The organism is Gordonia zhenghanii, from assembly GCF_021738965.1.
Lineage (GTDB): Bacteria > Actinomycetota > Actinomycetes > Mycobacteriales > Mycobacteriaceae > Gordonia > Gordonia zhenghanii.
This window is the reverse complement of record NZ_JAKKOQ010000020.1, coordinates 1-21648: the sequence shown is the minus strand read 5'-3', so window position 1 is coordinate 21648 and position 21648 is coordinate 1. Positions and strand designations below refer to the sequence as shown.

Here is a 21648-nt window from a genome sequence, read left to right as displayed (position 1 = left end):
GCGACGGACCTTCCCACCCACACCGGGCTGGTTGCCCAGACCACGGCTACGCCGCAGGCCTTCACCGTGGCCTCCCGCAACGACGACATCCTTCGTCCCGGAAGTTCCCCGACCCGGTGGTCGGGTGCGATGCTGGCAGGTCCCCGATATCCGGTCCAGGTCGTTCTAGAGCCAGTTCGTACTTGTTGTTGATCAGTTGATCTCGCACCCGACGGGGTGGTGCCGGTGGGTGCACCGGGCAGCGTACTCGGCTGGTGTTTGATAGCCCAGCGCCGAGTGTCGGTGCCGGTGATTGTGGTCGTCTTTGAAGTCGGCGATGACCACCCGCGCCTCCAGGAGCGTGGGCCAGCAGTTCCGGTTGAGGCACTCGTCGCGGAGCCGGTTGTTGAACGACTCGATGAACCCGTTGTTCCACGGTGTACCGGGCGGAATGTAGGAGATGCCTACCGTTCCTGCGCAGAAGTCCCGCAGCGCCTCAGAGATGAACTCCGGGCCGTTGTCCATGCGCAGCACCATCGGCGGCCCACCCCAGATCGCGAACGCCTTCTCCAGCTCCTCGATTAGCCGGTTGGCGGTGATCGAGCGATCCACGATGTTCAGCAACGACTGCCGGGTGTGCTCATCGACCATCGAGGCGATCTTGATCTTCGTCCCATCGACGATCGAATCGAACTGAAAGTCCAACGCCCACACCACCTTCGGCGCGTCAGCGGCCACGACCGGCACTGACGACTGCCCGGCCCGTTTACGGCGCGGCCCGCGCCGGACCTGCAGCCCTTCTTCTTTCCATAGCCGATGTACCTTCTTCTTGTTCACCTCGATGCCGTCGTCGAACCGCAGGTGCGCCCACGCCCGCCGAAACCCGTGACGGGGATTCTTACGGGCGTAGGAGCGTAGCTGCTCGCGTAGACCGGCGTCGGGGTCGGCCGGTGTCTGCGCCAGCGGTACCGAACGGTACGCCGACCGGGAAAGCCCAACAACCTTGCACGCCTTGCGCTCGGACAGGTTCTTGACGTCCTTGAGCATGTCGATAGCGGCGCGTTTGGCCGTCGGGCTCAGAATTTTCCCTTCGCGATCTCCCGCAGTGCGTCCTTCTCCAACTCAGCATCGGCGAGCAGTCGCTTGAGCCGGCCGTTCTGCTCGCGCAGCTCCTTGAGTTCCTTGGCCGCGTCGCGGTCCATCCCGCCGTACTGGCGACGCCAGTTATGCAGCGTGGCCGCGGACACTTCCAGGTCCGCGGCGATCTGCTCACCAGTCCTGCCTTCGGCGGCCAGCTCGTCGGCCCGGCGCAGCTTGCGCACGATGTCCTCCGCCGAGTGACGCTTACGTCCTGCCATGATCCCTCATCGTCCCTTCTCAGCCCTCACCAGGGCAATCAGGACTCTAAAACACCATGGACCACTTCACGGGGAACATGCCATAGCGAATCGAGGTGAACTGCGACCCGGCATCGCTGTGACATCGCAGTCCGGTCAGTTGGGTGCCGCGTGACCATCGGGCCATCTCGATCGCGTCGAGGACCATCGTGGTTCGCATGTGTGAGGCGACCCGCCACCCGACGATCGTGCGTGAGTAGGCGTCGATGATGAAGCAGACGTAGGCGACGCCGGCCCAGGTCGGCACGAACGTCAGGTCGGTGACCCACAACTGATTCGGCTCCGTGGCGGTGAAGTCACGGCGCACCAAGTCGGGGTGGCGCGGCATCCCGGGGCCGGGTTTGGTGGTGCGCACCCGCTTGCTGCGCCGGACGCCCTCGATCCCGGCGGCGCGCATCAGCCGGGCGACCTGGTCCCGGCCGATGTCATGGCCAGCACGCCGGGCCGCCTTCCAGATCTTTCGTGCCCCGTAGACGCGGAAGTTGTCCTCCCACAACGCGTGGACGACTGGACCCATCACCTCATCGCGCTTCGACCGTGCCGATGGTTTCCGCTTCTTGACCTCGTAGTAGCTGCTCGGGGCCACCTGCAGAACTGCGCAGATGCGCTCGACCCCCAAACGCCGACCCGCGACGACATCATCGCAGTTGGCGTCGATGAACGCGGCTACTTCTTGTGCTGGCGGTCGAGCTCCGCCCCGAAGAAACTCGCAGCTCGCTTCAATATCTCGTTTGCCCGCTTGAGCTCGCGGTTCTCCTGCTCGAGGGCCTTCATCCTCGCCGACTCGCTCGTGCTGACCCCCGCAACGTGGCCCTCGTCGATATCGGCCTGACGCACCCACGAGCGCACAGACTCGGTGCCGTACCCGAGCTGGGTCGCCACCCGCTTCACCGTGCCGTGATCGGTGCCCAGCTCGGCCCGCAGGGTCCTGACCATCCGCACCGCGGAGGCCTTTTCTTCAGGGCTATAGCGACGCGTGGTCGGCTTGCCCGGGTTGGTGTCCTTCGGCATGAGTACATCCTCGTTTCCAAACGATGGAGACTCCAACCAACCCAGTGCAATTCAGCGAGAGCCAAGTAGGTGGCGCGGAGATCTGCCGGGTCGGTCTCGATGACGTCCTGAATGTTGGCACCAGGCGAGAGACGGATGCCCACTCGTTCCGCGCCGATCTCGTCCGCCACCGCCGCGACGGTCTCGACCACGAAGCGTGCCCGCGCCTCGGGGCCGCCGCCGTAGCAGTCGGCGCGGCGGTTGGAGCCGGACCCGAGGAACTGGTGCAGCAGATAGCCGTTGGCACCGTGGAGCTCCACGGCGTCCAGACCGGCGTCGATCGCGCGTCTGGCCGCCGTCACGAACTCATCTCGCATGAGGGAGACCTCGAGAGTGGTGAGGGCGTGCGGCTTCGGGAACGGCAGAGTGGTGTGTACGGCGTGGACCTCGCCGGCGGCAGGGATTGCGCTAGGGCGTGTCTTATAAAGGTTGAGCGGTCTGGCTGAGACTCTGGAGGGGTGTCGCGCTTCCAGCTCCTCTCCGATGATCAGTGGGCGTTGATCGCGCCGTTCCTTCCGTCCCGAACGGGCCGCCAGGGCCGCCCGTTCTCGGACGCGCGGGCGATCGTGGAGGGCATCATCTACCGATACCGGTGCGGGATTGCGTGGCGCGACCTGCCGCGAGAGTTCGGCCCATGGCAGACCGTGTGGCGGTGGCACCGCAACCTCGCCGGCGACGGCACCTGGGACCAGATCCATCAGAGGCTGCTGGCCGCCGCTGATCGGGACGGGAAGATCGGCTGGACGGTGTCGGCGGACTCGTCGATTGCCCGTGCGCATCAGCACGCGACCAATGTCACGCGCCCCACAGGGGGCTGGATTGAATTACACGGATCCGGCCGTCGAGCAGCCTGATCACGCGGTCGGACGCTCCCGCGGCGGGCTGTCGACGAAGATCCACCAGCTTGTCGACGACCATGGGCTCCCGATGGTGGTCGCCGTTGCGCCCGGCCAGTCCGGCGATGCGCCCGCGTTACTGCCACTGCTATCCAGGCTCCGTGTCGCGCGCCCACTCGGGCGTCCCCGCACGCGTCCCGACGCGGTCCGTGGAGACAAGGCGTACTCCTCCCGCGCAATCCGCGCCCACCTGCGCGATCGCGGGATCCGCGCCGTGATCCCGCAACCGCGCGATCAGCAGGCTCACCGCAAACGACGCGGGTCGCGCGGCGGGCGCCCTCTTGGCTTCGACGCAGTCGAATACAAGGGGCGTAACGTCGTGGAGCGGCGCTTCAGTGATGTGAAGCAGTGGCGTGGGCTCGCGACGCGCTACGACAAGCTCGCGATCGTGTTCCGCGCCGCCGTGGTGCTCAACGCGGTGATCGCCTGGACCCAGCGATGCTTACAAGCCATGTCCTAGAGAGCGCGATCGACCACTGAGCTTCACATTGGAACGACGACCCCCAACCGTTCATGTGGACTGAGACCGTCGAGGACATCATGATCAAGATCACACGAGCACGAGCCACCCCCAGCGATGCATCACACCACTTGAATGCTTCATGCGCGTGAACTACTATGGAGACAACTACTCGGGAGGATGACGGAAATGGATACACCTGAAGCATGCTTGGACCGCATCCGCGATGCATGGAACAACGCAGATGCCGAGGCGTACGGTGCCGAGTTCGAAGAGGATGCGACTTACGTGGCCTGGTCCGGCGAGCTGCAGCACGGCCGCCAGCGAATCGTCGAGGGCCACGCGGAGATCTTCTCGAAGTGGCTCGATGGAAAGAAGATGCGGGTGACGCCGATCCGGAAGGTGCAGCTTTCGGAGACCTCGGCAGTGTTCACCACCGTCGGCGGCTTAGGTGCCGAGGATACGCCTCACGACAAGTTTCAGACGTTCACGTTCGTACGTCGTGGACAGCGGTGGTTCTGTACCGCCTACCAGAACACCAAGATGGATGAGTCGGCAAAGGTAATGTTCAACGCTCCGCACCTATGACCGACGACGCAAATCTCGCTGCGCTGTTCGTGCAAGTCTCGGACCGGGTGCGCAGCGTTCGCCGCGGTGATCTGGCGGTCCTCGACGCAGCGTCGGTGACGGCAACCCAGGCGATCCTGCTTGATCGAGTGGCGCGCGGCGCGGCATCGACTCCCTCGACGATCGCTTTCTCGCTCGGGCTGTCACAACCTTCTGCGACGCAGATGATCGATCGTCTGGAAACTGCGGGCTACCTACGCCGTACTAAGAGTCCCGTCGACCGGCGGAGCAAGACGATCACTGTCACTGCGAAGACCAGAGCCCTGTTGGAGCGGCTCGCGCGCGCGCGCTACAACGATGCCGAGGCTGAGATGACCGCACTGTCGCCGGCGACCCGCCAGGCGTTGGCTCATGCGCTCAGCGCGGCACTCGATGAGCTCGCCTTGCGGTGAGAACCGAGAACCAGCCTTCGAACATGTTCAGTCACGACGCGAACTGAATCGCTCTGAGTTTCGTCCCTATCGGGTTCCCTATCCAGCGAGCGTTCGCTGGGCCGATTCGGTCGCGGCGCTCATACCGAGCAGGCCGAGGCGGCATGCCGCACCGCGGACATCAGGTTCGGTCGACCGCCGCTCGCGCGCGCTTCATCGAGCATCCGGAGGGCGCGCTCGCGCATCTCGGGAGAGCATCTCTGGTTCGGTTCCATCCTTGCATGAAGAACGGAACGAAACCCAGGGCGGTTCACTCCGACAAGCTCGCGATCGTGTTCCGCGCCGCGGTGGTGCTCAACGCGGTCATCGCCTGGTCCCAGCAATGTTTGTGAGACACGCCCTAGGTGCGACGATGCGTTCGGTGCCGGTGATGTCGGGGTGGGTGACGCGTCCGCCGTGCATGATCTGCATAGCTATCGTCGCGCCGGCGTCGTGTACGGCATCAGCGACACGGGCCCATCCGGCTGCTTGTTCGGAAGTGATGATGCCCGGCTGGCCCGGATAGCCGCGTGCCTCTCGGCTCGGATAGACGCCCTCCGTGATGATCAGGCCGAGGCCGGCGCGTTGCGCGTAGTACTCCGCCTGCAACTTTGTCGGTGTCCCGTCGGCATCAGCGCGCCTGCGTGTCATTGGTGCCATGACGATCCGGTTATCGAGGCGTAGATCGCCGAGCGTCAGTGGGGTGAAGAGGTCCATAGTCTTCTCTCGGGTCGTGTGGCGCATGCTCGTAGCGTTGGGCCGCGTTCAGGTTGTGTGGGTTGGTCGGGTCATGCAGGAGAGGCCGAAGTGTGCCTAGTGCGTAGCAGCTGGTATGCGGTCACCGGTTTCATCTGTCATGGCGTCGGTCCTCGGCGATCGTTTGCCGGAGTTGCGGGTGAGTAGACCGGCGATCGTCGCGGCGAGGAGGAGCGCAGCGGACACGAGGAACGCGGTTTGGTAAGCAGCGAGGGTCGGGTCCTCGGGCGGCGTCCCCGAGCCGCTCGCGAGGAGTGCGTTGGCGTAGACGGTGTTCAGCAGCGCGACGCCGAGGGCTCCACCGAGTTGCTGAGTGGTGTTGATCGTGGCGCTGGCAATCCCGGAGTCCGCGTCCATGACGCCGTTCAGTGCGGCGTTGTTGATCGCGACGTACATCACGCCGAGTCCTAGGCCCATCAGGATCTGCGAGGGCAGCACGACGGTGATCCATGACGATTCACCGATCATGGTCAGCCAGCCCATGCCCGCTGTGGCGAGAACCAAGCCGCCCACGATGAGTGGCTTAGATCCGATCCTGGGCAACAGAGATGAGGACAGGGTCGCACTCACGACTATGCCGATGCTGAATGGGAGGAAGACGAAGCCGGTCTGCAGCGGCGTGAAGCCGAGGGAGAGTTGCAGGTAGTACGTGAGGAAGAGGAACATTCCGAATACTGCCGCATTGGCGAGGAAGCCGGCGAGGAGCGCTCCAGCGCGCGTGCGGTTCGTCAGGATGCGCAAGGGAAGCATCGGGTTCTTCACCTTCATCTGTGCGATCACGAAGGCTGCGAGCAGCGCGACAGCCCCGATGAGTGAGGCGATGGTGACGGCGCTGCTCCAGCCGAACCCGGGTTTTGCGGCGTAGGTGAACCCGACGACGAGGAGCGCGGATCCCGCGGTGACCAGTACCGCGCCGAGAATGTCCAGGTGGCGCGAGTTCCCGCCTCGGCTCTCTCGAACCGCCCACAGCGTCATGGCTACGGCGACGAGCGAAATCGGCACGTTGATGAACAGCGTCCAGCGCCAGTTGATGAACTCAGTCAGTACCCCGCCGAGGAGCAGGCCGATAGCACCACCGGCCCCCTGGACTGCCCCGTAGGCGGCGAACGCTCGTGCTCGTTCACGAGGTTGGGTAAAGGTGACATTCAGTAAGGACAGGGCAGCAGGTGCGAGAGCTGCGGCGAACACACCTTGGGCGGCGCGAGCGGTGAAGAGCATCTCCGGCGTGAATGCGAGACCGCCAATGGCTGACACGATCGCGAAGCCGACGAGCGAGATGATCAGGGTCTTCTTACGTCCTACGATGTCCGCGATTCGACCGCCGAGCATCAGAAGACCGCCGAAGGTGATCGCGTACGCGGTCACGGCCCAGACACGATCGGCTTCCGAGATTCCGAGCTCCTGCTGCGCTTCAGGCAAGACGATATTGATGATGGAGGCGTCGAGTACGACCATGAGGCTGGCCAGGGTGATCGCCACGAGGGCGAACCACTTCCGTGGGTCCGTTGAGGCGGATGGTGACTGCGTGACGCCCTGTGAATCTGACACGTGGGTTATCCCTGAGTTCTGGGCAGACCGATAGGCCCGCAGTGACGGGGTGGTGAAGTAGGAAGGAAGCTTGAATTGGCGCTGGGCGACCGATTACACGCGTTGGGCGACCATGATGTTGTCCGCGACCTTGGCGCGCTGTCCGCCGGGTCCGGCGGCTTCGCGCCATGTGGTTTCTGCGCGCACGACTCTCAAACCCTCGCCGCAGCCGAACCTCGTGAGTGTTTCGTGAGCGGAAGGGAACGTCTGGTTTGGGTCTCCCCAGGACCACGGTGCTGACGATGCGTGATCGACGGCGACGAGGAAGCCGTGCGGTGCCAGGAGGCCCGCTGCGCGGCCGATGATTGCGTCTCGGTCGATCGCCACTGGTGTGTGGAAGTAGGAGGCGTAGACCAGCTCGAAGGGTCCGGAAGGAAGGCCGTTGGCGAGATCCTGCTGGATGGCGGTAACTCGCTTTCCGAGCTCGCCTCTCTGTGCCGTTTCGGTCACCCGTGCGACGGCTGTAGTGGAGACATCCACTGCTGTGACCTGCCAGTCATTCGACGCTAGCCAGAGCGCATCCCCACCGTGGCCGCATCCCAGGTCCAGAGCGCGAGCCGGAACAGTACTCAGATCGTCGATGGCGGCGGCAAGGGCCGCGTTGGGTCGAGTTCCCCAGGACTGTTCCACTTTCTGGTAGTGGGGCTCCCAGAACCGCTCACTCGACGTTGTGGTGGCGCTCATCTCGTGGCCGCCACTGCGTTACTGTCAAGTGCGAGGCGGATGTCGTCGAGGACGAGAGCGTGGTTGATCGCTCCCGCAGCGAGGGCGGCGGTGCCGATGGAGACGGGCACGTTCGCCATCGCATTGACCACGTTCCCGGCTGCCCATACGCCGTCCACGCTCGTCTTACCGTTCGGGTCGACGGTGGCGAACGATCCCCAGGGGTGTTCCGTGCGTTCGGCATTGAGCTGGCGTAGCGGTGAGTCCTGCGGGATCAGGCGCGAGACCGTGAAGATCGCATCCAGCTCGATTGTCCGCCCGTCGTCGAACTCCACGCCGGACAACTTGTCGGTGTGTGACAGCACGCGCTTGACCAGTCCGTTCTCGATGCGGATGCCGCGGGCCTCGAACGCGGACCTTTCCTCACCTGACGGGGTTTCGGTGGCGTTGGGGAGGTAGATGATCTGGTCTGACCACTGGCGGAGTAGTTGTGCCTGGAAAACGCTGCCGGGCCCGGTAGCGAGGATCCCAATCCGGCCATTTCCCACCTCATAGCCGTCGCAGTACGGGCACACTGCAACCCCGCTGCCCCAACGCTCGCTAAGGCCGTCGATCTCGGGAAGCTCATCCCTGGCACCGGTTGCCACCAGAATCGTCCGAGCCATCACGATGCGAGCGTCGGTGGTCTCGATAGCGAAACCATCGTCCTCTCGACGGGTTGTCACCGCAGTCGCATTCCGAACCACACCGCCGTGACCCTCAACCTCGTCCCGGGCGGTCGAGAGGAGTTCTATGGGCGATTTTCCGTCGTGTCCGAGGGAGCCGTGCATGTGGGCGGTGAACCTGTTCCGGGGTGCCCCCGCATCGAGCACCAGCACCCGGCGGCGCGCCCGCCCGAGCATCAGCGCCGCGCTCAGGCCGGCGCTGCCGCCACCAATCACTACAACGTCCCAGTCGATTTTCGTCATCTGGCTAATTTGCGCGATGACAGACACAACTGCAAACCGACTTGCGGGGACTGCAAACGCTTGGCAGGCTTGCTGACATGAATCATGAGGATCTTGATGCCGTGATCGACGGGGTTGGCGCGCGGATGAAGGAGCTGCGCACTAGGCGAGGCCTCCGGCTCGCGGATGTGAGCGAGAGCACGGGAGTCTCGATCAGCATCCTGTCGAGACTGGAGTCGGGGCTCCGCAATCCAAGTCTCGATGTGCTGTTGAAGATTGCCCGCGTCTTTCACGTACCTCTCGACGAGCTCGTCGGCGCTCCCGCATCGGGCGACCCGCGCGTGCATCCCAAGCCCGTCCGACGTCACGGAATGATCTTCATCCCTCTTACGACCCGGCCCATCGGAGTCCAGGCCTTCAAGGTCATACTGCCTGGACGTGAGCCGGACATCGCCATCACCCAAAGCATCCATGTTGGCTACGAGTGGCTTTTCGTTCTCACCGGGACGCTGCACTTGAAGATTGGCGCGGAGCTCACCATCCTCGGAGCGGGAGAGGTAGCCGAGTTCGACACGGCCGCGCCGCACGGCATGGCCAGCGGCTCAATGGAGCCCGTCGAGGTACTCACCCTCTTTAGCGCTCAGGGCGAGCAGATCCACATACGCGACGCTTGAGGGCTGGGGACTGGAACTGGGTCGACTGCCGATTCGTTTCTTTCACGGGTTCTCCCGTTGAGGATGATCGAAGCACAGTTGACCCACTTCGGGTACGGCATCATGTACGCCCTCGCTACCGCGGAGGAGCGCAGGTTGCGCATGACCATGGTCGCGGGCTACGCCTATAGTTCACTCTCCAGACTCTCGCGCGCGGCTTCTCGCCTCGAACGAAAAGGGCGGGTCAGACGCTCGCCTGACCCAAACAATGGTCGCTCCGCCCTCGCCACGCTCACCGACACGGGCGGGACCGTCGCGAACGCTGCGACTCCAGGCCACGCAGCGTTGGTTCACCAGCTCGTGCTCAGCAAGCTCACCACCGGGCAGAAACGCCAGCTTCGGGAGATTTGCCTGAGGATACAAAGCGGAATCCGCGAAGATAGCGGCGCATCATGAGATCAGCCGTTTCACACAGCGCGTCGGTAGACGCGATGTCGTATATTTCGCGATTGCCGAAGACCCTGCCCGCTAATCACGCGATCGCCACTGCGATCGCGGCCACGACAAGTAGCGCGAGGTAGGCCCAACTGTGCACGGCATTGCTGATTTTCGGAGGCCGTCGTCGAAGTAGGACGATGACCGGGATCGCACCCGCCAGCAGCGCCAACGCCGATGCGACGTCGACGGTTCCGATCAGACCAGGAGCCGAGGCGATGCCACGGCCGAACACCAATGCCACGACCATTGCCGGTGCCGCGATCGCGATGGTCAGCGGATTCGCCAACGACGTCGCCACTCCCATGTCCATACCGGAGCGACGCATCATCGGCACAGTCATCACGCTCCCTCCCACCCCGAGGAAGGACGCGAGTCCACCGATTGGGATTCCCCAGCCGTCTGGGAGTGCGCGATCACTGCTTTCCTTTGGCCGTCGCACCGGTCCTCGCCCGGGGAAGAACCCTGGGCGGAGCAGCAGATCGACAACAGTGATGCCGATGTATATGACGAAGCCCCACCGCGGGACGACGTCGGGAACGAATAACGCACCAACCGCGCCTGCCGCACCTCCGAGGGCGAGCAGGGAGAACAGCGTCCTCCGTCCACGGAGATGAGCAAGAACACTCCGCCGCGTCGCCGAGGTTGCGATCACCGCGTTGACGAGCATCACCAGCGCCGATGTCGCGACCGCGATCCGCAGAGCATCAGGCCCTCGCGCCGCGTCGATGAGCAGGATGATGGGGACCGTGACGAAGCCCCCGCCGAAGCCGAAAAGGACCGTCGTCACACCGACAGCTAAGCCCACGAAAATCAGCACCAACAATGTCATGGTTCCATCACACCGCGCGTCAATAGAGGCGGGCAATCGATCCTCACTCACGACCTTTCGCGTTTTAGCCACTAGAGTGGCGTCGTGCACAACCTTCGCCTCGATGACATCGATCACTTCCCGGTCGATGTTCTCCCGCTCGGGACCGACTACCCGCCCGGTCACGTACTAGCTCGTCACGCGCATCGCCGGGCGCAATTGCTCTACGGCGCGAGCGGAGTAATGCAAGTCGAGACCGACGACGGGGCATGGACCGTTCCTACTGACCGCGCTGTCGTTATCCCACCAGGTGTCGCGCACGAGGTCCTGATGGATCGCGTCACGACCTGGAGCCTGTACATCGAACCGGACGCCGCACCATGGTGGCCGACCCGCTGCATAGTCGTCGACATCGACCCCCTTTTACGCGAACTCCTTCGCACCGCGAACACCTTCAGACCGGACTACGACGTCACCGGACGCGACGGCGCGGTCGCCAACCTGATATTGCACGAACTGCGCCATCTCACGCCCATGGCCCTGTCGGTCTCGCTGCCGCGCGACGAACCTTTCCGGTCGCTGTGCCGCACGTATCTTGCAGCCCCAGACCTCGCTGTGACGAATGAAACCTGGGCACAGGCAGCGAACAGGAGCTCGCGTACATTCGATCGCCAGTTTCGCGCGCAGACTGGCACCAGTTCCGCCGCTTGGCGGTCGCGCGCTCGCCTCTTGACCAGCCTTCGCCTGCTCCCCATCTCAAGTGTCACAGAGGTCTCTGCTCGTCTTGGGTACGCCTCCCCAGCAGCGTTCACCGCCGCGTTTACGCGCGCCTTCGGCGCACCGCCATCACGATTCATCTGAAACTGCGGTGTCCCGGCAAGACTGATACAAAGCACACCGCGGCCGACTTCTCCAGGTCCCCGCCCGATTGGGCCACCGACAGGAAGAGGAAGCTCGGCGGGCTGGAGAAGCGAGCGAAGCCATCGTGATGCGCCTCGCTCGCGCGCCTCCGGCAGCGGTCGCGGCTGGGTGACGCTCGTGAGTGAGGTCCGGCTGACGCGAAGGCGTCGAGCATCGACTGCAGCGACTTCCGCCAGGATCCCATTGGGAGCGCTCCCGGCCACACCCACTCCCACTCGAACTCGTAGCTGGTGTTCGCGACGTAATCTGACCAGGGTTTCTGAATGGTGTATATGACGATCCGACGGTCGGCGGATGCGAACAGGTGACCGCCCGCCACCTCTCGGATCGCCCAGGCTGACGCACCTCTTCGTCAGGACGGGACCGCTTTGACGTCACTCACCGTCGGTCCGTCAGCATCATTCCCACCAGCGACCAATAGACCGCCGCAGCCCGTAGCGCTCCGTCGCTTGCCCGCAGCACAAGGCTTGGTCGCCGCGCATCGTCGCGGTCAACTATTGGGATACCTCCAGACGCCGCGACGATGGACGGCTCGAGCGCGCAACTGACCGCCGGAGGAATGTCGCCTGCCCAACCAATTTTTGCAACGTCCCGCGGCATCCGGCCGACCGCCGCCGATTCCTTATGCCAGTCGTAGGGCGTGCCTCAAGACGCATGCGCCGAGAGGCACGCCCAGATGCAATCCTTCTAACCGACTGCGACGCGAGCGATCTCGGCGTCCTGATCAGGCGTTCCGCCCGAGACACCGAGTGCGCCGATGAGCCGACCATCGTCATCGAAGATCGGAACGCCGCCGCCCATGAGAAGCAGACCGCCGTTGGTGTGGTCGAAGTGCGGAACCGGCTCGCCGATCTGCAGCGGAGCGTTCAAAGCCTCACTGGGGGCCTCGAACATGACCGAGGTCCGCGATTTCGCCAGGGCCAGATCATTGGAGGCCAGCCATGCACCGTCCATTCGCTCGAAGGCGACGAGGTTCGCTCCGGCGTCGAGGACGGCGAAGACTGCTCGCAGCTCGAGATCGCGAGCTTTGGACTGTCCTGCGGCGATGATCCGACTAGCCGTCTCGAGCGTGATCGTGGGGTGTGACATCTGGTTGCTCTCCTTGGTTCTGTTTGGGTCTCAGGCCTTCTGCGTCCATTCCGTTTCCTGCCACTGCTTGGCGGCGTCGATGGTCGCCAGGGGCCGCATGGTCCGGTAGTCGGGGTCGTCGGCGACGATGGCTTCGACCATCGCGTCTACCATTTCCTGCGGATCGGCCTGGTCGGCCAGCGAAGGACCAAAGTCCGGCATGGGAACCTGCGCGGAGTCCGCGTCGTACCACTGCACGTAGCTCTCAGCGCCGGTGTCATTGAAACCGGTTCCGAAGACCCCCGGGTTGATGGTGGCCACCTTGATTCCGAACCGCTCCAGTTCGGCCTTCATCGAGCCGGCAACCGCCTCGATCGCGTGCTTGGTCGCACAGTAGGCACCGAGGAACGGCACCACGAGGATCCCACCCATCGAGGAGGTCCAGATGATCCTCCCACTACTGCGTGCGATCATCTTCGGTGCGATGGCTTGAACGAGCTCAAGGTGCCCGAACAGGTTGATATCGAACGACTCCCGCACCCGCTGCAACGGGATGTCGACCATTGCTCCGCCCTCCATGACACCGGCGTTCAGCACAAGCACGTCGACGTCGAAGGAACCGGCGTGAGCAATGTCGATGCTGTCGAGCAGATTGAGCTTGATGACAGCGAGCTCGACGCCAGCGGCCTTGGCATCAGCACGGAGACTCCGGACCTGTGGCCACGTCTCGGCTGCGGCGATCACGTCGTGGCCCTGGCGAGCGAGCTCGAGCGCAGCGCCCTGCCCGAATCCACCACTGGCACCGGTGATCATGATCCTCTGAGGCATACCTACTCCTAAGGTAACTATCTGGATACTTACCCACGGGATCCTGCCACACCATGGCAGCACCGTCAATAACTAGATGGTTACCTATAGGCTTGGTTCATGCCACCAGACGCCACCGACACCAAGCGAAGGATCCTCGTCGCGGCGCGCGCCGAGTTCGCGCAGTACGGGCTCGCTGGTGCACGAGTGGACCGGATCGCTGAGATTGGGCGGGTCAACAAGCGATCGATCTATGTCCACTTCGGACCGAAGGGGGATCTGTTCGACCTGGTTGTGGCAACGGCGCTGACTGAGATGGCAGACGAGGTGCCGTTCACTGCAGAAGACCTGCCCGCTTACGCGGGGACCCTGTTCGACTATCTAACAGCGCGACCTGACGTGCTACGGCTGACGTCCTGGGCTGGCCTTGAGCGGACCGAGGCATCGTCAAATGAGGTACAGGCTTACGAGCCCAAGGTACGCGCACTGACCGAAGTGTTCGATGGGAGAGCCGTCGATGTGCTTGCTCTTCTGCTTGGCCAGATTACCGCGTGGCCGTACGCGTCCGCTGCGCTTCAGTCCCACGCTACAGATGACCCCTGGTCGGTCACACGTCTTCAGCAGCACCGAGCCCTGCTGGTCGCTTCAGTCGAGGCCCTCGTCAGGACAGCGGAAACCCATCCCCTGCCTGGCGACTAAGCGTGGAGTTCCGCCACTACCGGGAGAGAGCGGCTCCAGTCGCTCACCCAAGTGCAGATGGCCGGTACCCGATAGTCGGTCCACCCCGTGCTGGAGTCCAGGGGGTTTGAAGTCTGTTCAGTCGATCTCGCAGGCCACCGGGGTGTGGGTGTGCCTGCACTGCGCAGCGTACTCGTCGGGGGTGAGGTAGCCCAGTGAGGAGTGCCGGTGCCGGGTGTTGTGCTCCTGCTTGTAGTCGCCGATCCCGACCTGCGCCTCGAGCAGGCTCGTCCAGTGGTTCCGATTGAGCAGCTCTCGGCGCATCCGACTGTTGAACGACTCCGCGGTCCCGTTGTTCCACGGCGTGCCGGGTGGGATGTAGTCCAGGCCCACCCTCCCCGCGCAGAAGCCCCTCAGTGCCTCGGAGATGAACTCCGGCCCGTTGTCCATCCGCAATACCATCGGCGGCCCATCCGCGGCCGTGAACGCCCGCTCGAGCTCACCCACCAGCCGTGGGGCGTCAATGGAACGATCCACAATGTTGAGCACGGACTGCTTGGTGTGCTCATCGACTGCGGAAGCGATCTTGATCGCCTTCCCATCGACCGTCGAATCCCATTGGAAGTCGATGGCCCACACCACCTTCGGAGCATCAGCCTCGATGAAGGCGGGCGCCGACGACTGGCCGGAGCGTTTGCGGGCCGAACGGACCGTGCGTTGCAGGCCCTCCTCAGTCCATAGCCGGTGAACCTTCTTGACATTGATCTGACGCTTCTGATCGTGCCGCAGTGCTGCCCAAGCGCGACGGAACCCATGACACGGATTGCGGACCGCGTAGTCGCGTAGCCAGCCCCGCAGCTCCGCATCCGGATCCTGCGGTGTGTCAGCGACCTTCGTGCGACGGAAAGTGGAACGGGCGAGCCCGACCGCCTTGCACGCCAACCGTTCTGACATGCCCAAGGTGGTCTCGAGCATGTCGACGGCGGTGCGTTTGGCGTCCGGGCTCAGAATTTTCCCTTCGCGACCTCCCGCAAAGCGTCCTTCTCCAACTCCGCCTCCGCCAGCAGCCGCTTGAGGCGGCCGTTCTGCTCCCGCAGGTCCTTGAGCTCCTTGGCCGCGTCCAGGTCCATCCCGCCGTAGCTGCGCCGCCAGTTGTAGAGTGTCGCCGCCGAGACCTCCAACTCCGCAGCGATCTGCTCACCCGTCGATCCCGCCGCCGCGAGCTCATCCGCCCGCCGCAACTTACGGACGATCTCCTCCGCCGAATGCCGCTTCCGTCCAGCCATACCAATCATTGTCCTATCCCGCACTCCAGGGCGATCACGGACTCCAATACGAGATGGACCTATCTACAGGGAACACGCCAATGCAGCCCAGCCCAGATCTGCCAGATTCGAGCTGGTGGGTTCTCTTGAGAGGCGTTCATCCGCTGGTTCCTCACGTATACCTATCCGCCTTGCTAGCCGAGCCCGCCCCATCTGGCAGTACTGGAACGACTCGTCGTTGTCAGGGCTGCTTCCCGCGCTCGTCTCCGTCCCGAGACTCACACTGCCCTCAGCTTCATCGTGCTGCTGCGACAGCAGAACGGTGCAGGTCTTCCACCTCCACTCGATCCCACAGCGCCTCGTGGCGCACGATGTCCGCGACCCACAGCTGGTTCGGGGCTGTCGCGGTGAAGTCCCGTTCCACAAGGTCAGGACGGGTATCGGGCCCCTTGCCCTGGATCGTGGTGCGCGGCCCCTTCGTCCGACTGACACCGCGCAGGCCCCGAGCGCATGAGCCGCTCGATGGTGCGGCGCGCCACCAAGGTACCTTCCCGGCGCAGCTGGGAGCGTCTTCGCGCCGTAGACGCCGAAGTTCTCCGCGTGAACACGCCGGATGTGCACGAGCGCTCCTCGTCCCGGATCGTGCGCCTCGAGGGCGGGCGGGTCTTGAACGGCGTAGTAGGTGCTCGGTGCGATCTGCGTGCCCGCCGCGGTCAGCGGGATCCATCCGGAGACGTTGCAGAATTGGGCCCGGCAGGCCGAGATCGACGAGGCCCACCGGCCCGGGACCACGACCAGCGACGCCCAGTGACTGCTCGATCTGGAGAACGAGAACCGTGAGGTGCGGCGAGCAAACGCGGATCCTGAAGTCGGCGTCGGCTTTCTTCGCAGCGGAGCTCGACCGCCCACCGCGTTGATCGTGAAGTTCATCGATCAGCACAAGCACGAGTTCGGCGTCGAACCGATCTGCCGCACGCGAGCTGCTCGCCCACGCGACGGAACGCACCCGCCCTTGTCGATGGATCCAGTCGCGCTTCCACAGCCATCCTCGTGGCCCTCTCCCGAAGCGCATCCGGGTACTTCCTCGGTGCTGATATGCTCCTCATCCTCCCGTGGATCAGAGTCTCCACCAGACTCGGGGCGATTCAGCTCGATTTAACTAGCGGGCGTGCTGAAGCGGCTTGAGCGCATCAGGATTCCCTCGAGGGATCTGACCACAGTTCGATGGCACGCGCTTGCCGGACATTCGATCGAGAAGCCAGACCACTGTCTCTATGCCCCAGAGGTTCGGGCCGGTGGTATGACTGAGCGGGTACTGGTGGTACTCCACAGACGTCCCGGCACGGCAATAGCGTCGCGCAAGCGCACGAACGTCGCCAGTGATCATCACACCGTCACCCAAGCCGATTCCAGGAGGCCCCGGCAACGTACCCTCCAAGACGCCGTTGTCAGACTGCGCGATGAACATTGGGGCCGTGGGTACCGGCGCGGTTCCCATATTCAGTTTGTTGACCGCTTCGACGAACGGTGGGACAGACGCCGGATTGAAGTATTGCGGCTTCACCAGCTTCCGCCACGTCAGCCCCGGATACCAGAAGTTGAGGATCGAGGCGTCAGACAACTGACGCAACACCTGTTTTCCGTACGGCGTTGTGTACTTGTCGAAATCGATGCCGTATGCGCGGCCAACGCCGTTGATCGCCATCCCGATCACGCCGCCCCATCCGTAGCTGCCCGATACGTAACGGAGGTTGCGATACGGATTGACCAGGAGACCGCCCTGCGACACACCAGCGATGCGTCGATTGATCTCCGGAGCGTATTTCGGCGCCAGAATCGCGGCCCAGTTCGACGCAATCGCGCCACCGGAATATCCGACCAAACCGATCTTCGATTTGTGGCCAACTCCGGTTGATCGAACAGAACTGATAGCGCGCAGCGAATCTAGCGTGTTCGTGCCGTACTCGGGTCCCGCGGCAAAGTGCGCTTCTTGTCCTTCGGTATCAGGAATATTCACTGCATAGCCGAGTGCGAGCACGGCGGGCATGATCGCATCCTCCATGTTGGCCATGACATTGCCGACGTGGATGTTGCGGCCCTGCGGAGTCAGCCCAAACATCCGGAAGTCCCCGGCGACCGCCCGCGACGGACTGTCCTGCGGATTCAACGAGTCGTACGCCGATTGGTACGACACCACTCCGCGAATCCGCTTACCCGGATGCTTCAACACCGAGGTTACGTTCGCCGACGGCCGACCCTGCGCATCCGTCGTGCGATACAGCACCTGCACTGCTTGCAATGGTGTCGGTACCCCGAGAAGGTGGTACTGACGCGTCCGGGTCTTCAACACCTCGCCCGGCGTGTATGCCGACAGCGGCTTGGACCCTGCGTACCGGAAGAACGAGTCGACATCCGCCTTCGCGACAACCGGCACAAGCCCAACCACAAGAACGGCAGCAAACAATGCCAGTGCAGTGCTTCTAACCCTGTTCATAGACTCCCCACCCCACATGTGAAACATGCTTGTTTCACCCTAGGCGTGTGACTCTACGCACACTTAGTCCGTCAATGCAACGACTATGACTGCGGGCCGAGCAGCTACCGGACGTGATTCGCCAGGAAGTCGCACTCCGGAGTGACCCGAACCCCGCAGCTTTGGATCACTCCATGATTCCGGTCGACATCAATCGGAAGAGGGATGCGGTCACCGCGTCCAGGGTAATGTCGGGACGCGTCGCGTACTCGACGGCCGCTGTATTGACCGCACCAAGAAAGATCGTCCAGTCGAACGTCCGGTCACGGTGAGTAATGAGGCCTCGATCCGACGCGGATCGGGTGATCGCCTCCAGCGTCAGACTCCACTGCTCACGGGTCTGCCGACGAAGCTCTTCGAATTCCGGACTCACGCCCACGACTTCGACGAAGCACAGACGTACTCGCCGCGGGTCTTCCCGGAAGTAGTCAAAGTAGGCCCGAACGCCGACGCGCATCCACTCGCTGACCTCTAGCGTTTCTAGCTCACCGACCGCGCCGATGACCGCAGCCAATCCACCTCGTTGAAGGTCCTCATAGATGCTGGTCAACAGTGCTTCACGGTTGGCGAACTCGTCATAGAACTGCCTCGAGGACAAACCCGCTCTCCGACACACTGTGGGAATGCTCGAGACCGCGTAGCCGCCGTCGGCGAAGACCGCCAGCCCAGCTTCCATCAGGCGCCTGCGTCGGTCGGCACGCCGAACCTCCAGCAGCTCGCCGCGGTACTGTCCGGTTCTTGCCACAGGCCCTACTGTACTGAGCGGCACTACCCGTCGCTTCTTCATTCCACACCGCCGCACAGATGATCGAGCAGCTCACCAGCGGTGAGTGGTCGGTGGGTAGCAAGCTGCCCGGGGAAGTCACTCTCTCCCATCAGATGAATGTCTCGCGCACCGTTGTGCGCGAAGCGATTCGGGGCTTAGCCCACTTGGGCATGCTTGAACCGGTTCACGGGTCAGGTATCTACGTCCGCACCACGCAGAGCCCCGCGGCGATGCTCGAGGGCCTCGATCACGCTGGCGTCGCAGAGATCTTCGAGGTCCAGATGGCCTACGACGTTTAGGCAGCGGGTCTGGCCGCCGCACGACACACAGGCGAGGACCTGCAGGACTTCCGGACATTGCTCGATCAGCGCGACAGGTCTGAGTCCGACAGTTCCGATCCCCTACAGTTCGCCGTGGACGACTCCGAGTTCCACATGCAGATCGCCCTTATCTCAGGCAATGCCCTGTTGTACGAGACCTACAAGTATTTCGTCGGCCGCCTGCGAGATGGTCTGTACCTCGCGCATTCGGATACTGCTGTCCCCTCGTGCGGATACGACTCGCACGCCGCCATCGTCGAGGCCATCGCCTCGCGTGACGTGGCTGCAGCCCGCAAGGCTGACTACGACGTCGTCTCGATGTCCATCGCTGCGATTGCCACCAGTGACCGCGGGGCGTGGGCGGACGAGTGATGGAGACGGCGACCGACTGTGCGTGAAGGGAGGTTGAGGGGGTGGGTCGATGCCGGTGCCTCGGTGTTCCACGGGGTGCCCGATGGCCAGGCCGAGCGGTTCCGAGCGCCCTGCTTCCAACGCGCCCTGTGGGCACACTTGTTGTTCAACCAGCAATATTGTGAGAGCCTGATCGTTAGATGGCTCTGAGCGAAGAGGCAGCGACTCATGGGCCGGGTAGCACAGCTATTGCCGAGTCCAGCGAGGTTCCTGCCGCTCCGGACTGGTTTAGATCAGCGCCATCGTCCACGTATTAACGACAGATTTGAACACTTCGTGAAAGGGACTCATTATGCCACTTGTGCTGCAGATTCGTAACTCTGGTAAGACGCGCTCTCGAGGAATACGCGGGGCGGCTGTGGCACTGCTCCTAGCGGTGTTCCTGCCGGGAAGTGTCGCCAACGCGGATCCAGCGATGGTTCCCAACGACGGCGGGGTCAATACGTGTAAGCCATCGGGCCCGCCGCTTGATATCGGCAACGGGACCCAGCAGTCGGCGCGGTCGTTTTCGGACGACTTCAGGAAGCCCAGGCCCGACCTTTGGTGCTCGTACCGGACCGGCACGTCTCAGTTAAACTATGGCTCGGACGGTGCGACCCTCAAGGTACCGCCGACGTCTGCAAGCCGACCGCAGGACCAATCTCTGCCGTTGTTCGGAGACAACGCGGAGTTCCTCAGCTATCCGGCGTTCGAAACTGGCATGACGATGTCTACTACTGTCAACGGCGCGCCGGATCTCCTAAATCTGAACGGGACCGCTGGATGGGGCATCACAAACCGGACACTCGACGTTCTCAATCTTGACATGTCATGGTTCGCATGGTGGGGGGCGGACGGGCCAGCGAAGCGTGCCACCGACCCTGTGGTTAACCTCGTCATGCCGCTCTTGGTCGACACCCCAAACCCGCGCCGACTTGTCGTGATGAACAAGCGTGCCGGGTCGATGAAGATCGACGTACGCCAACTTGACCAGAAGCTGTTTGCCGGCACCCACGATTATTCGATTGCACTCGGAAAGGACAGCGTTAACTTCCGTGTCGATGGGAAGTCGGTCGCCCGTTTTGATAATCAATCGAAGAGGAGTGGTGCCGGCACAGGACAGCCACGTGTATTCCAGATATGGATGGATCACAAAGACTGGCCAATTGTTCCGCTACCCGATTATAACAAAACCGGTCATGAGCTGACGATTAGCTCATACTCGCAGGCTCCGTCGAAGTAGCGTCACGGCCCCACCGACGTCGAGGACGAACACAGCAGCCAATCGACCCCGTCGACATCGCCGTCACGTAGTTCCAGAGCTGGGACCGAAGAATTCGCCATATCCCGCGCTCTCAACCCAACAACCATTACTACATCGACGAGAGTCGATACTATTCCCGCTCGGCTATTTGGCAGAGTGCAAATGGTCCCTCACGATCCGTTTGGAGAGTGTGGAAATGCATTGGAGGTCAATGGCTTCCGGGTCGACAAGGTGCTGGATCAGCACTCCACGGAGTAGGCCTTCGATAACGGTGGCAACGCTGTCTGGGTCGCCGTTAAACGTGATCTCTCCGTCGTCGACAGCTTCGCGGATCCAATTCGATACTAACCGCCTGAACATTGCATTGTTCTGAACGACTGCTCCCTGCAGGCCTGGGCTCGAAGTGAAGGACTCGACGATGATGACGTACATTGCCCTAATGGAGCGAGCTGTCTCGCTGTCGCCGAGCAGATACGAGTCGATCATTAGGTCAAGCGCGGACATCCCCCGTATCTTCCCGCTGGCAGCTAGATGATCGGACAGCGCCTTCCTGGTTGATTCGACAACCGCGACCATTATCTGCTCTTTCGACCCGAAATGAAACGTCGCGAGACTACGGCTCAACCCGGAAACGCGGCCGATCTCCGCTAGCGTCGTGCCGCTGTATCCGTTGGTACTTAGAAGGCTAATTGCAGCCTGGATCAGTTTGTTGCGGGATTCGGCCGTCCGATCGGACTGCCTGCGCCGTTCCGACCTCGCATGAATTCCTTTGTCGCCTAGTAGTGCCCCATAGAGTGGTGTAACTCGGTGACCAGGACTGTCGCCGGCAGCGTGTGGCTGCCAGCACGAGAGCGGTCACCGTGTGATCCTTCGAGTGAACCTCTCACAGCACTCTCGAATGGAGT

22 protein-coding genes and 4 pseudogenes are annotated in these 21648 nt (G+C 63.0%); 11 read left to right on the top strand and 15 right to left on the bottom strand.

What is annotated here, in order from left to right; translation table 11 throughout:
• Positions 1 to 192: 192 nt before the first annotated feature.
• From L5G32_RS17890 to L5G32_RS19495, 3 genes and pseudogenes are all read right to left on the bottom strand, one after another.
• Positions 193 to 1337, bottom strand: a protein-coding gene (locus L5G32_RS17890) for an IS3 family transposase (RefSeq protein ID WP_237012434.1) whose coding sequence is annotated in 2 segments (ribosomal slippage) — positions 193 to 1070 and positions 1070 to 1337 — 1146 coding nt in all. Because the reading frame shifts where the segments join, the coding sequence is not laid out codon by codon here.
• A gap of 79 nt (positions 1338 to 1416) precedes the next feature.
• Positions 1417 to 2387 (bottom strand): annotated as a pseudogene (locus tag L5G32_RS17885) (IS3 family transposase); the annotation flags it as partial.
• 146 nt (positions 2388 to 2533) lie between these two features.
• Positions 2534 to 2743 (bottom strand): annotated as a pseudogene (locus L5G32_RS19495) (oxidoreductase); the annotation flags it as partial.
• Positions 2744 to 2884: 141 nt separating this feature from the next.
• Here L5G32_RS19495 and L5G32_RS19490 point away from each other — a divergent pair.
• The 4 genes from L5G32_RS19490 to L5G32_RS17865 all read left to right on the top strand — a co-directional run bounded on the left by L5G32_RS19490 (position 2885) and on the right by L5G32_RS17865 (position 4801).
• Positions 2885 to 3280 carry an IS5 family transposase gene (locus L5G32_RS19490; protein WP_372491721.1) on the top strand — a complete coding sequence of 132 codons (396 nt, stop codon included), beginning with the start codon at positions 2885 to 2887 and terminating at the stop codon, positions 3278 to 3280.
• Positions 3246 to 3782, top strand: coding sequence for an IS5 family transposase (locus L5G32_RS19485; RefSeq protein WP_372491720.1), 537 nt, complete (start codon positions 3246 to 3248; stop codon positions 3780 to 3782). Before L5G32_RS19490 ends, L5G32_RS19485 begins: the two co-directional genes overlap by 35 nt.
• Before the next feature lie 189 nt (positions 3783 to 3971).
• Positions 3972 to 4370, top strand: coding sequence for an SgcJ/EcaC family oxidoreductase (locus L5G32_RS17870; protein ID WP_181148610.1), 399 nt, complete (start codon positions 3972 to 3974; stop codon positions 4368 to 4370).
• On the top strand, positions 4367 to 4801 hold the full coding sequence (locus L5G32_RS17865; RefSeq protein ID WP_105554486.1) for a MarR family transcriptional regulator: 435 nt from the start codon (positions 4367 to 4369) through the stop codon (positions 4799 to 4801). The genes L5G32_RS17870 and L5G32_RS17865 overlap by 4 nt, the downstream gene beginning before the upstream one ends.
• Positions 4802 to 5143: 342 nt before the next feature.
• On the opposite strand, the gene L5G32_RS17860 is transcribed toward L5G32_RS17865, so the two are convergent.
• The 4 genes from L5G32_RS17860 to L5G32_RS17845 all read right to left on the bottom strand — a co-directional run bounded on the left by L5G32_RS17860 (position 5144) and on the right by L5G32_RS17845 (position 8793).
• Positions 5144 to 5536, bottom strand: coding sequence for an oxidoreductase (locus L5G32_RS17860; protein WP_265739181.1), 393 nt, complete (start codon positions 5534 to 5536; stop codon positions 5144 to 5146).
• 96 nt (positions 5537 to 5632) lie between these two features.
• Positions 5633 to 7054 (bottom strand): MFS transporter, encoded by a 1422-nt coding sequence (locus tag L5G32_RS17855; RefSeq protein ID WP_237012432.1) that lies wholly within the window; start codon positions 7052 to 7054, stop codon positions 5633 to 5635.
• A 162-nt stretch (positions 7055 to 7216) separates the two neighbouring features.
• Positions 7217 to 7846 carry a class I SAM-dependent methyltransferase gene (locus L5G32_RS17850; protein WP_237012431.1) on the bottom strand — a complete coding sequence of 210 codons (630 nt, stop codon included), beginning with the start codon at positions 7844 to 7846 and terminating at the stop codon, positions 7217 to 7219.
• Positions 7843 to 8793: an NAD(P)/FAD-dependent oxidoreductase gene (locus L5G32_RS17845; RefSeq protein ID WP_237012430.1), complete on the bottom strand. Its 951-nt coding sequence runs from the start codon at positions 8791 to 8793 to the stop codon at positions 7843 to 7845. Before L5G32_RS17845 ends, L5G32_RS17850 begins: the two co-directional genes overlap by 4 nt.
• A 77-nt stretch (positions 8794 to 8870) precedes the next feature.
• On the opposite strand from L5G32_RS17845, the gene L5G32_RS17840 reads away from it, so the two are divergent.
• Positions 8871 to 9446, top strand: a complete 576-nt coding sequence (locus tag L5G32_RS17840) for a helix-turn-helix domain-containing protein (protein ID WP_237012429.1) — start codon at positions 8871 to 8873, stop codon at positions 9444 to 9446.
• Positions 9447 to 9957: 511 nt separating this feature from the next.
• Here the strand turns inward: L5G32_RS17840 and L5G32_RS17835 are convergent.
• Positions 9958 to 10746: a sulfite exporter TauE/SafE family protein gene (locus L5G32_RS17835; protein WP_237012478.1), complete on the bottom strand. Its 789-nt coding sequence runs from the start codon at positions 10744 to 10746 to the stop codon at positions 9958 to 9960.
• Positions 10747 to 10836: 90 nt separating this feature from the next.
• Here L5G32_RS17835 and L5G32_RS17830 point away from each other — a divergent pair, with 90 nt between their 5' ends.
• Positions 10837 to 11592, top strand: coding sequence for an AraC family transcriptional regulator (locus L5G32_RS17830; protein WP_237012428.1), 756 nt, complete (start codon positions 10837 to 10839; stop codon positions 11590 to 11592).
• A gap of 747 nt (positions 11593 to 12339) precedes the next feature.
• Here the strand turns inward: L5G32_RS17830 and L5G32_RS17825 are convergent.
• Together L5G32_RS17825 and L5G32_RS17820 are read right to left on the bottom strand one after the other, a co-directional pair.
• Entirely contained in the window at positions 12340 to 12741 is a 402-nt protein-coding gene (locus L5G32_RS17825) for a GlcG/HbpS family heme-binding protein (RefSeq protein ID WP_237012427.1), read from the bottom strand.
• A gap of 30 nt (positions 12742 to 12771) precedes the next feature.
• Positions 12772 to 13548: an SDR family oxidoreductase gene (locus L5G32_RS17820; RefSeq protein WP_237012426.1), complete on the bottom strand. Its 777-nt coding sequence runs from the start codon at positions 13546 to 13548 to the stop codon at positions 12772 to 12774.
• A 99-nt stretch (positions 13549 to 13647) separates the two neighbouring features.
• Here L5G32_RS17820 and L5G32_RS17815 point away from each other — a divergent pair, with 99 nt between their 5' ends.
• Complete coding sequence (locus L5G32_RS17815; protein ID WP_237012425.1) at positions 13648 to 14226, top strand: TetR/AcrR family transcriptional regulator; 579 nt, start codon at positions 13648 to 13650, stop codon at positions 14224 to 14226.
• A 117-nt stretch (positions 14227 to 14343) separates the two neighbouring features.
• Here the strand turns inward: L5G32_RS17815 and L5G32_RS17810 are convergent.
• A protein-coding gene (locus L5G32_RS17810; protein ID WP_237012424.1) for an IS3 family transposase occupies positions 14344 to 15491 on the bottom strand; the annotation gives its coding sequence in 2 pieces (ribosomal slippage) (positions 14344 to 15224 and positions 15224 to 15491; 1149 coding nt in all).
• 709 nt (positions 15492 to 16200) lie between these two features.
• Between L5G32_RS17810 and L5G32_RS19530 the strand changes: the two are divergent.
• A pseudogene (locus tag L5G32_RS19530) lies at positions 16201 to 16378 on the top strand (transposase); the annotation flags it as partial.
• 251 nt (positions 16379 to 16629) lie between these two features.
• On the opposite strand, the gene L5G32_RS17795 reads toward L5G32_RS19530, so the two are convergent.
• Both L5G32_RS17795 and L5G32_RS17790 read right to left on the bottom strand, forming a co-directional pair.
• Positions 16630 to 17964 (bottom strand): lipase family protein, encoded by a 1335-nt coding sequence (locus L5G32_RS17795; protein ID WP_237012423.1) that lies wholly within the window; start codon positions 17962 to 17964, stop codon positions 16630 to 16632.
• A 166-nt stretch (positions 17965 to 18130) separates the two neighbouring features.
• Entirely contained in the window at positions 18131 to 18790 is a 660-nt protein-coding gene (locus tag L5G32_RS17790) for a TetR/AcrR family transcriptional regulator (protein WP_237012422.1), read from the bottom strand.
• 17 nt (positions 18791 to 18807) lie between these two features.
• On the opposite strand from L5G32_RS17790, the gene L5G32_RS17785 reads away from it, so the two are divergent.
• From L5G32_RS17785 to L5G32_RS17775, 3 genes are all read left to right on the top strand, one after another.
• Positions 18808 to 19068 (top strand): FadR/GntR family transcriptional regulator, encoded by a 261-nt coding sequence (locus L5G32_RS17785; protein WP_237012421.1) that lies wholly within the window; start codon positions 18808 to 18810, stop codon positions 19066 to 19068.
• 9 nt (positions 19069 to 19077) lie between these two features.
• Positions 19078 to 19461: a FadR/GntR family transcriptional regulator gene (locus L5G32_RS17780; protein ID WP_265739189.1), complete on the top strand. Its 384-nt coding sequence runs from the start codon at positions 19078 to 19080 to the stop codon at positions 19459 to 19461.
• A gap of 331 nt (positions 19462 to 19792) precedes the next feature.
• Positions 19793 to 20722, top strand: a complete 930-nt coding sequence (locus L5G32_RS17775; protein ID WP_237012419.1) for a hypothetical protein — start codon at positions 19793 to 19795, stop codon at positions 20720 to 20722.
• Positions 20723 to 20887: 165 nt separating this feature from the next.
• Here L5G32_RS17775 and L5G32_RS17770 read toward each other — a convergent pair whose 3' ends face one another.
• Positions 20888 to 21319, bottom strand: a complete 432-nt coding sequence (locus L5G32_RS17770; RefSeq protein WP_237012418.1) for a TetR family transcriptional regulator C-terminal domain-containing protein — start codon at positions 21317 to 21319, stop codon at positions 20888 to 20890.
• Positions 21320 to 21445: pseudogene (locus L5G32_RS19475) on the bottom strand (TetR/AcrR family transcriptional regulator); the annotation flags it as partial.
• Between the last annotated feature and the right edge of the window lie 203 nt (positions 21446 to 21648).

What these genes read in the sequence shown, in the direction of transcription:
- L5G32_RS17870 (WP_181148610.1), top strand. Translation starts at nt 3,972, where the DNA reads ATGGATACACCTGAAGCATGCTTGGACCGCATCCGCGATGCATGGAAC.
- L5G32_RS17865 (WP_105554486.1), top strand. Translation starts at nt 4,367, where the DNA reads ATGACCGACGACGCAAATCTCGCTGCGCTGTTCGTGCAAGTCTCGGAC.
- L5G32_RS17860 (WP_265739181.1), bottom strand. Translation starts at nt 5,536, where the DNA reads ATGGACCTCTTCACCCCACTGACGCTCGGCGATCTACGCCTCGATAAC.
- L5G32_RS17850 (WP_237012431.1), bottom strand. Translation starts at nt 7,846, where the DNA reads ATGAGCGCCACCACAACGTCGAGTGAGCGGTTCTGGGAGCCCCACTAC.
- L5G32_RS17845 (WP_237012430.1), bottom strand. Translation starts at nt 8,793, where the DNA reads ATGACGAAAATCGACTGGGACGTTGTAGTGATTGGTGGCGGCAGCGCC.
- L5G32_RS17840 (WP_237012429.1), top strand. Translation starts at nt 8,871, where the DNA reads ATGAATCATGAGGATCTTGATGCCGTGATCGACGGGGTTGGCGCGCGG.
- L5G32_RS17825 (WP_237012427.1), bottom strand. Translation starts at nt 12,741, where the DNA reads ATGTCACACCCCACGATCACGCTCGAGACGGCTAGTCGGATCATCGCC.
- L5G32_RS17820 (WP_237012426.1), bottom strand. Translation starts at nt 13,548, where the DNA reads ATGCCTCAGAGGATCATGATCACCGGTGCCAGTGGTGGATTCGGGCAG.
- L5G32_RS17815 (WP_237012425.1), top strand. Translation starts at nt 13,648, where the DNA reads ATGCCACCAGACGCCACCGACACCAAGCGAAGGATCCTCGTCGCGGCG.
- L5G32_RS17795 (WP_237012423.1), bottom strand. Translation starts at nt 17,964, where the DNA reads ATGAACAGGGTTAGAAGCACTGCACTGGCATTGTTTGCTGCCGTTCTT.
- L5G32_RS17790 (WP_237012422.1), bottom strand. Translation starts at nt 18,790, where the DNA reads ATGAAGAAGCGACGGGTAGTGCCGCTCAGTACAGTAGGGCCTGTGGCA.
- L5G32_RS17785 (WP_237012421.1), top strand. Translation starts at nt 18,808, where the DNA reads ATGATCGAGCAGCTCACCAGCGGTGAGTGGTCGGTGGGTAGCAAGCTG.
- L5G32_RS17775 (WP_237012419.1), top strand. Translation starts at nt 19,793, where the DNA reads ATGCCACTTGTGCTGCAGATTCGTAACTCTGGTAAGACGCGCTCTCGA.
- L5G32_RS17770 (WP_237012418.1), bottom strand. Translation starts at nt 21,319, where the DNA reads ATGGTCGCGGTTGTCGAATCAACCAGGAAGGCGCTGTCCGATCATCTA.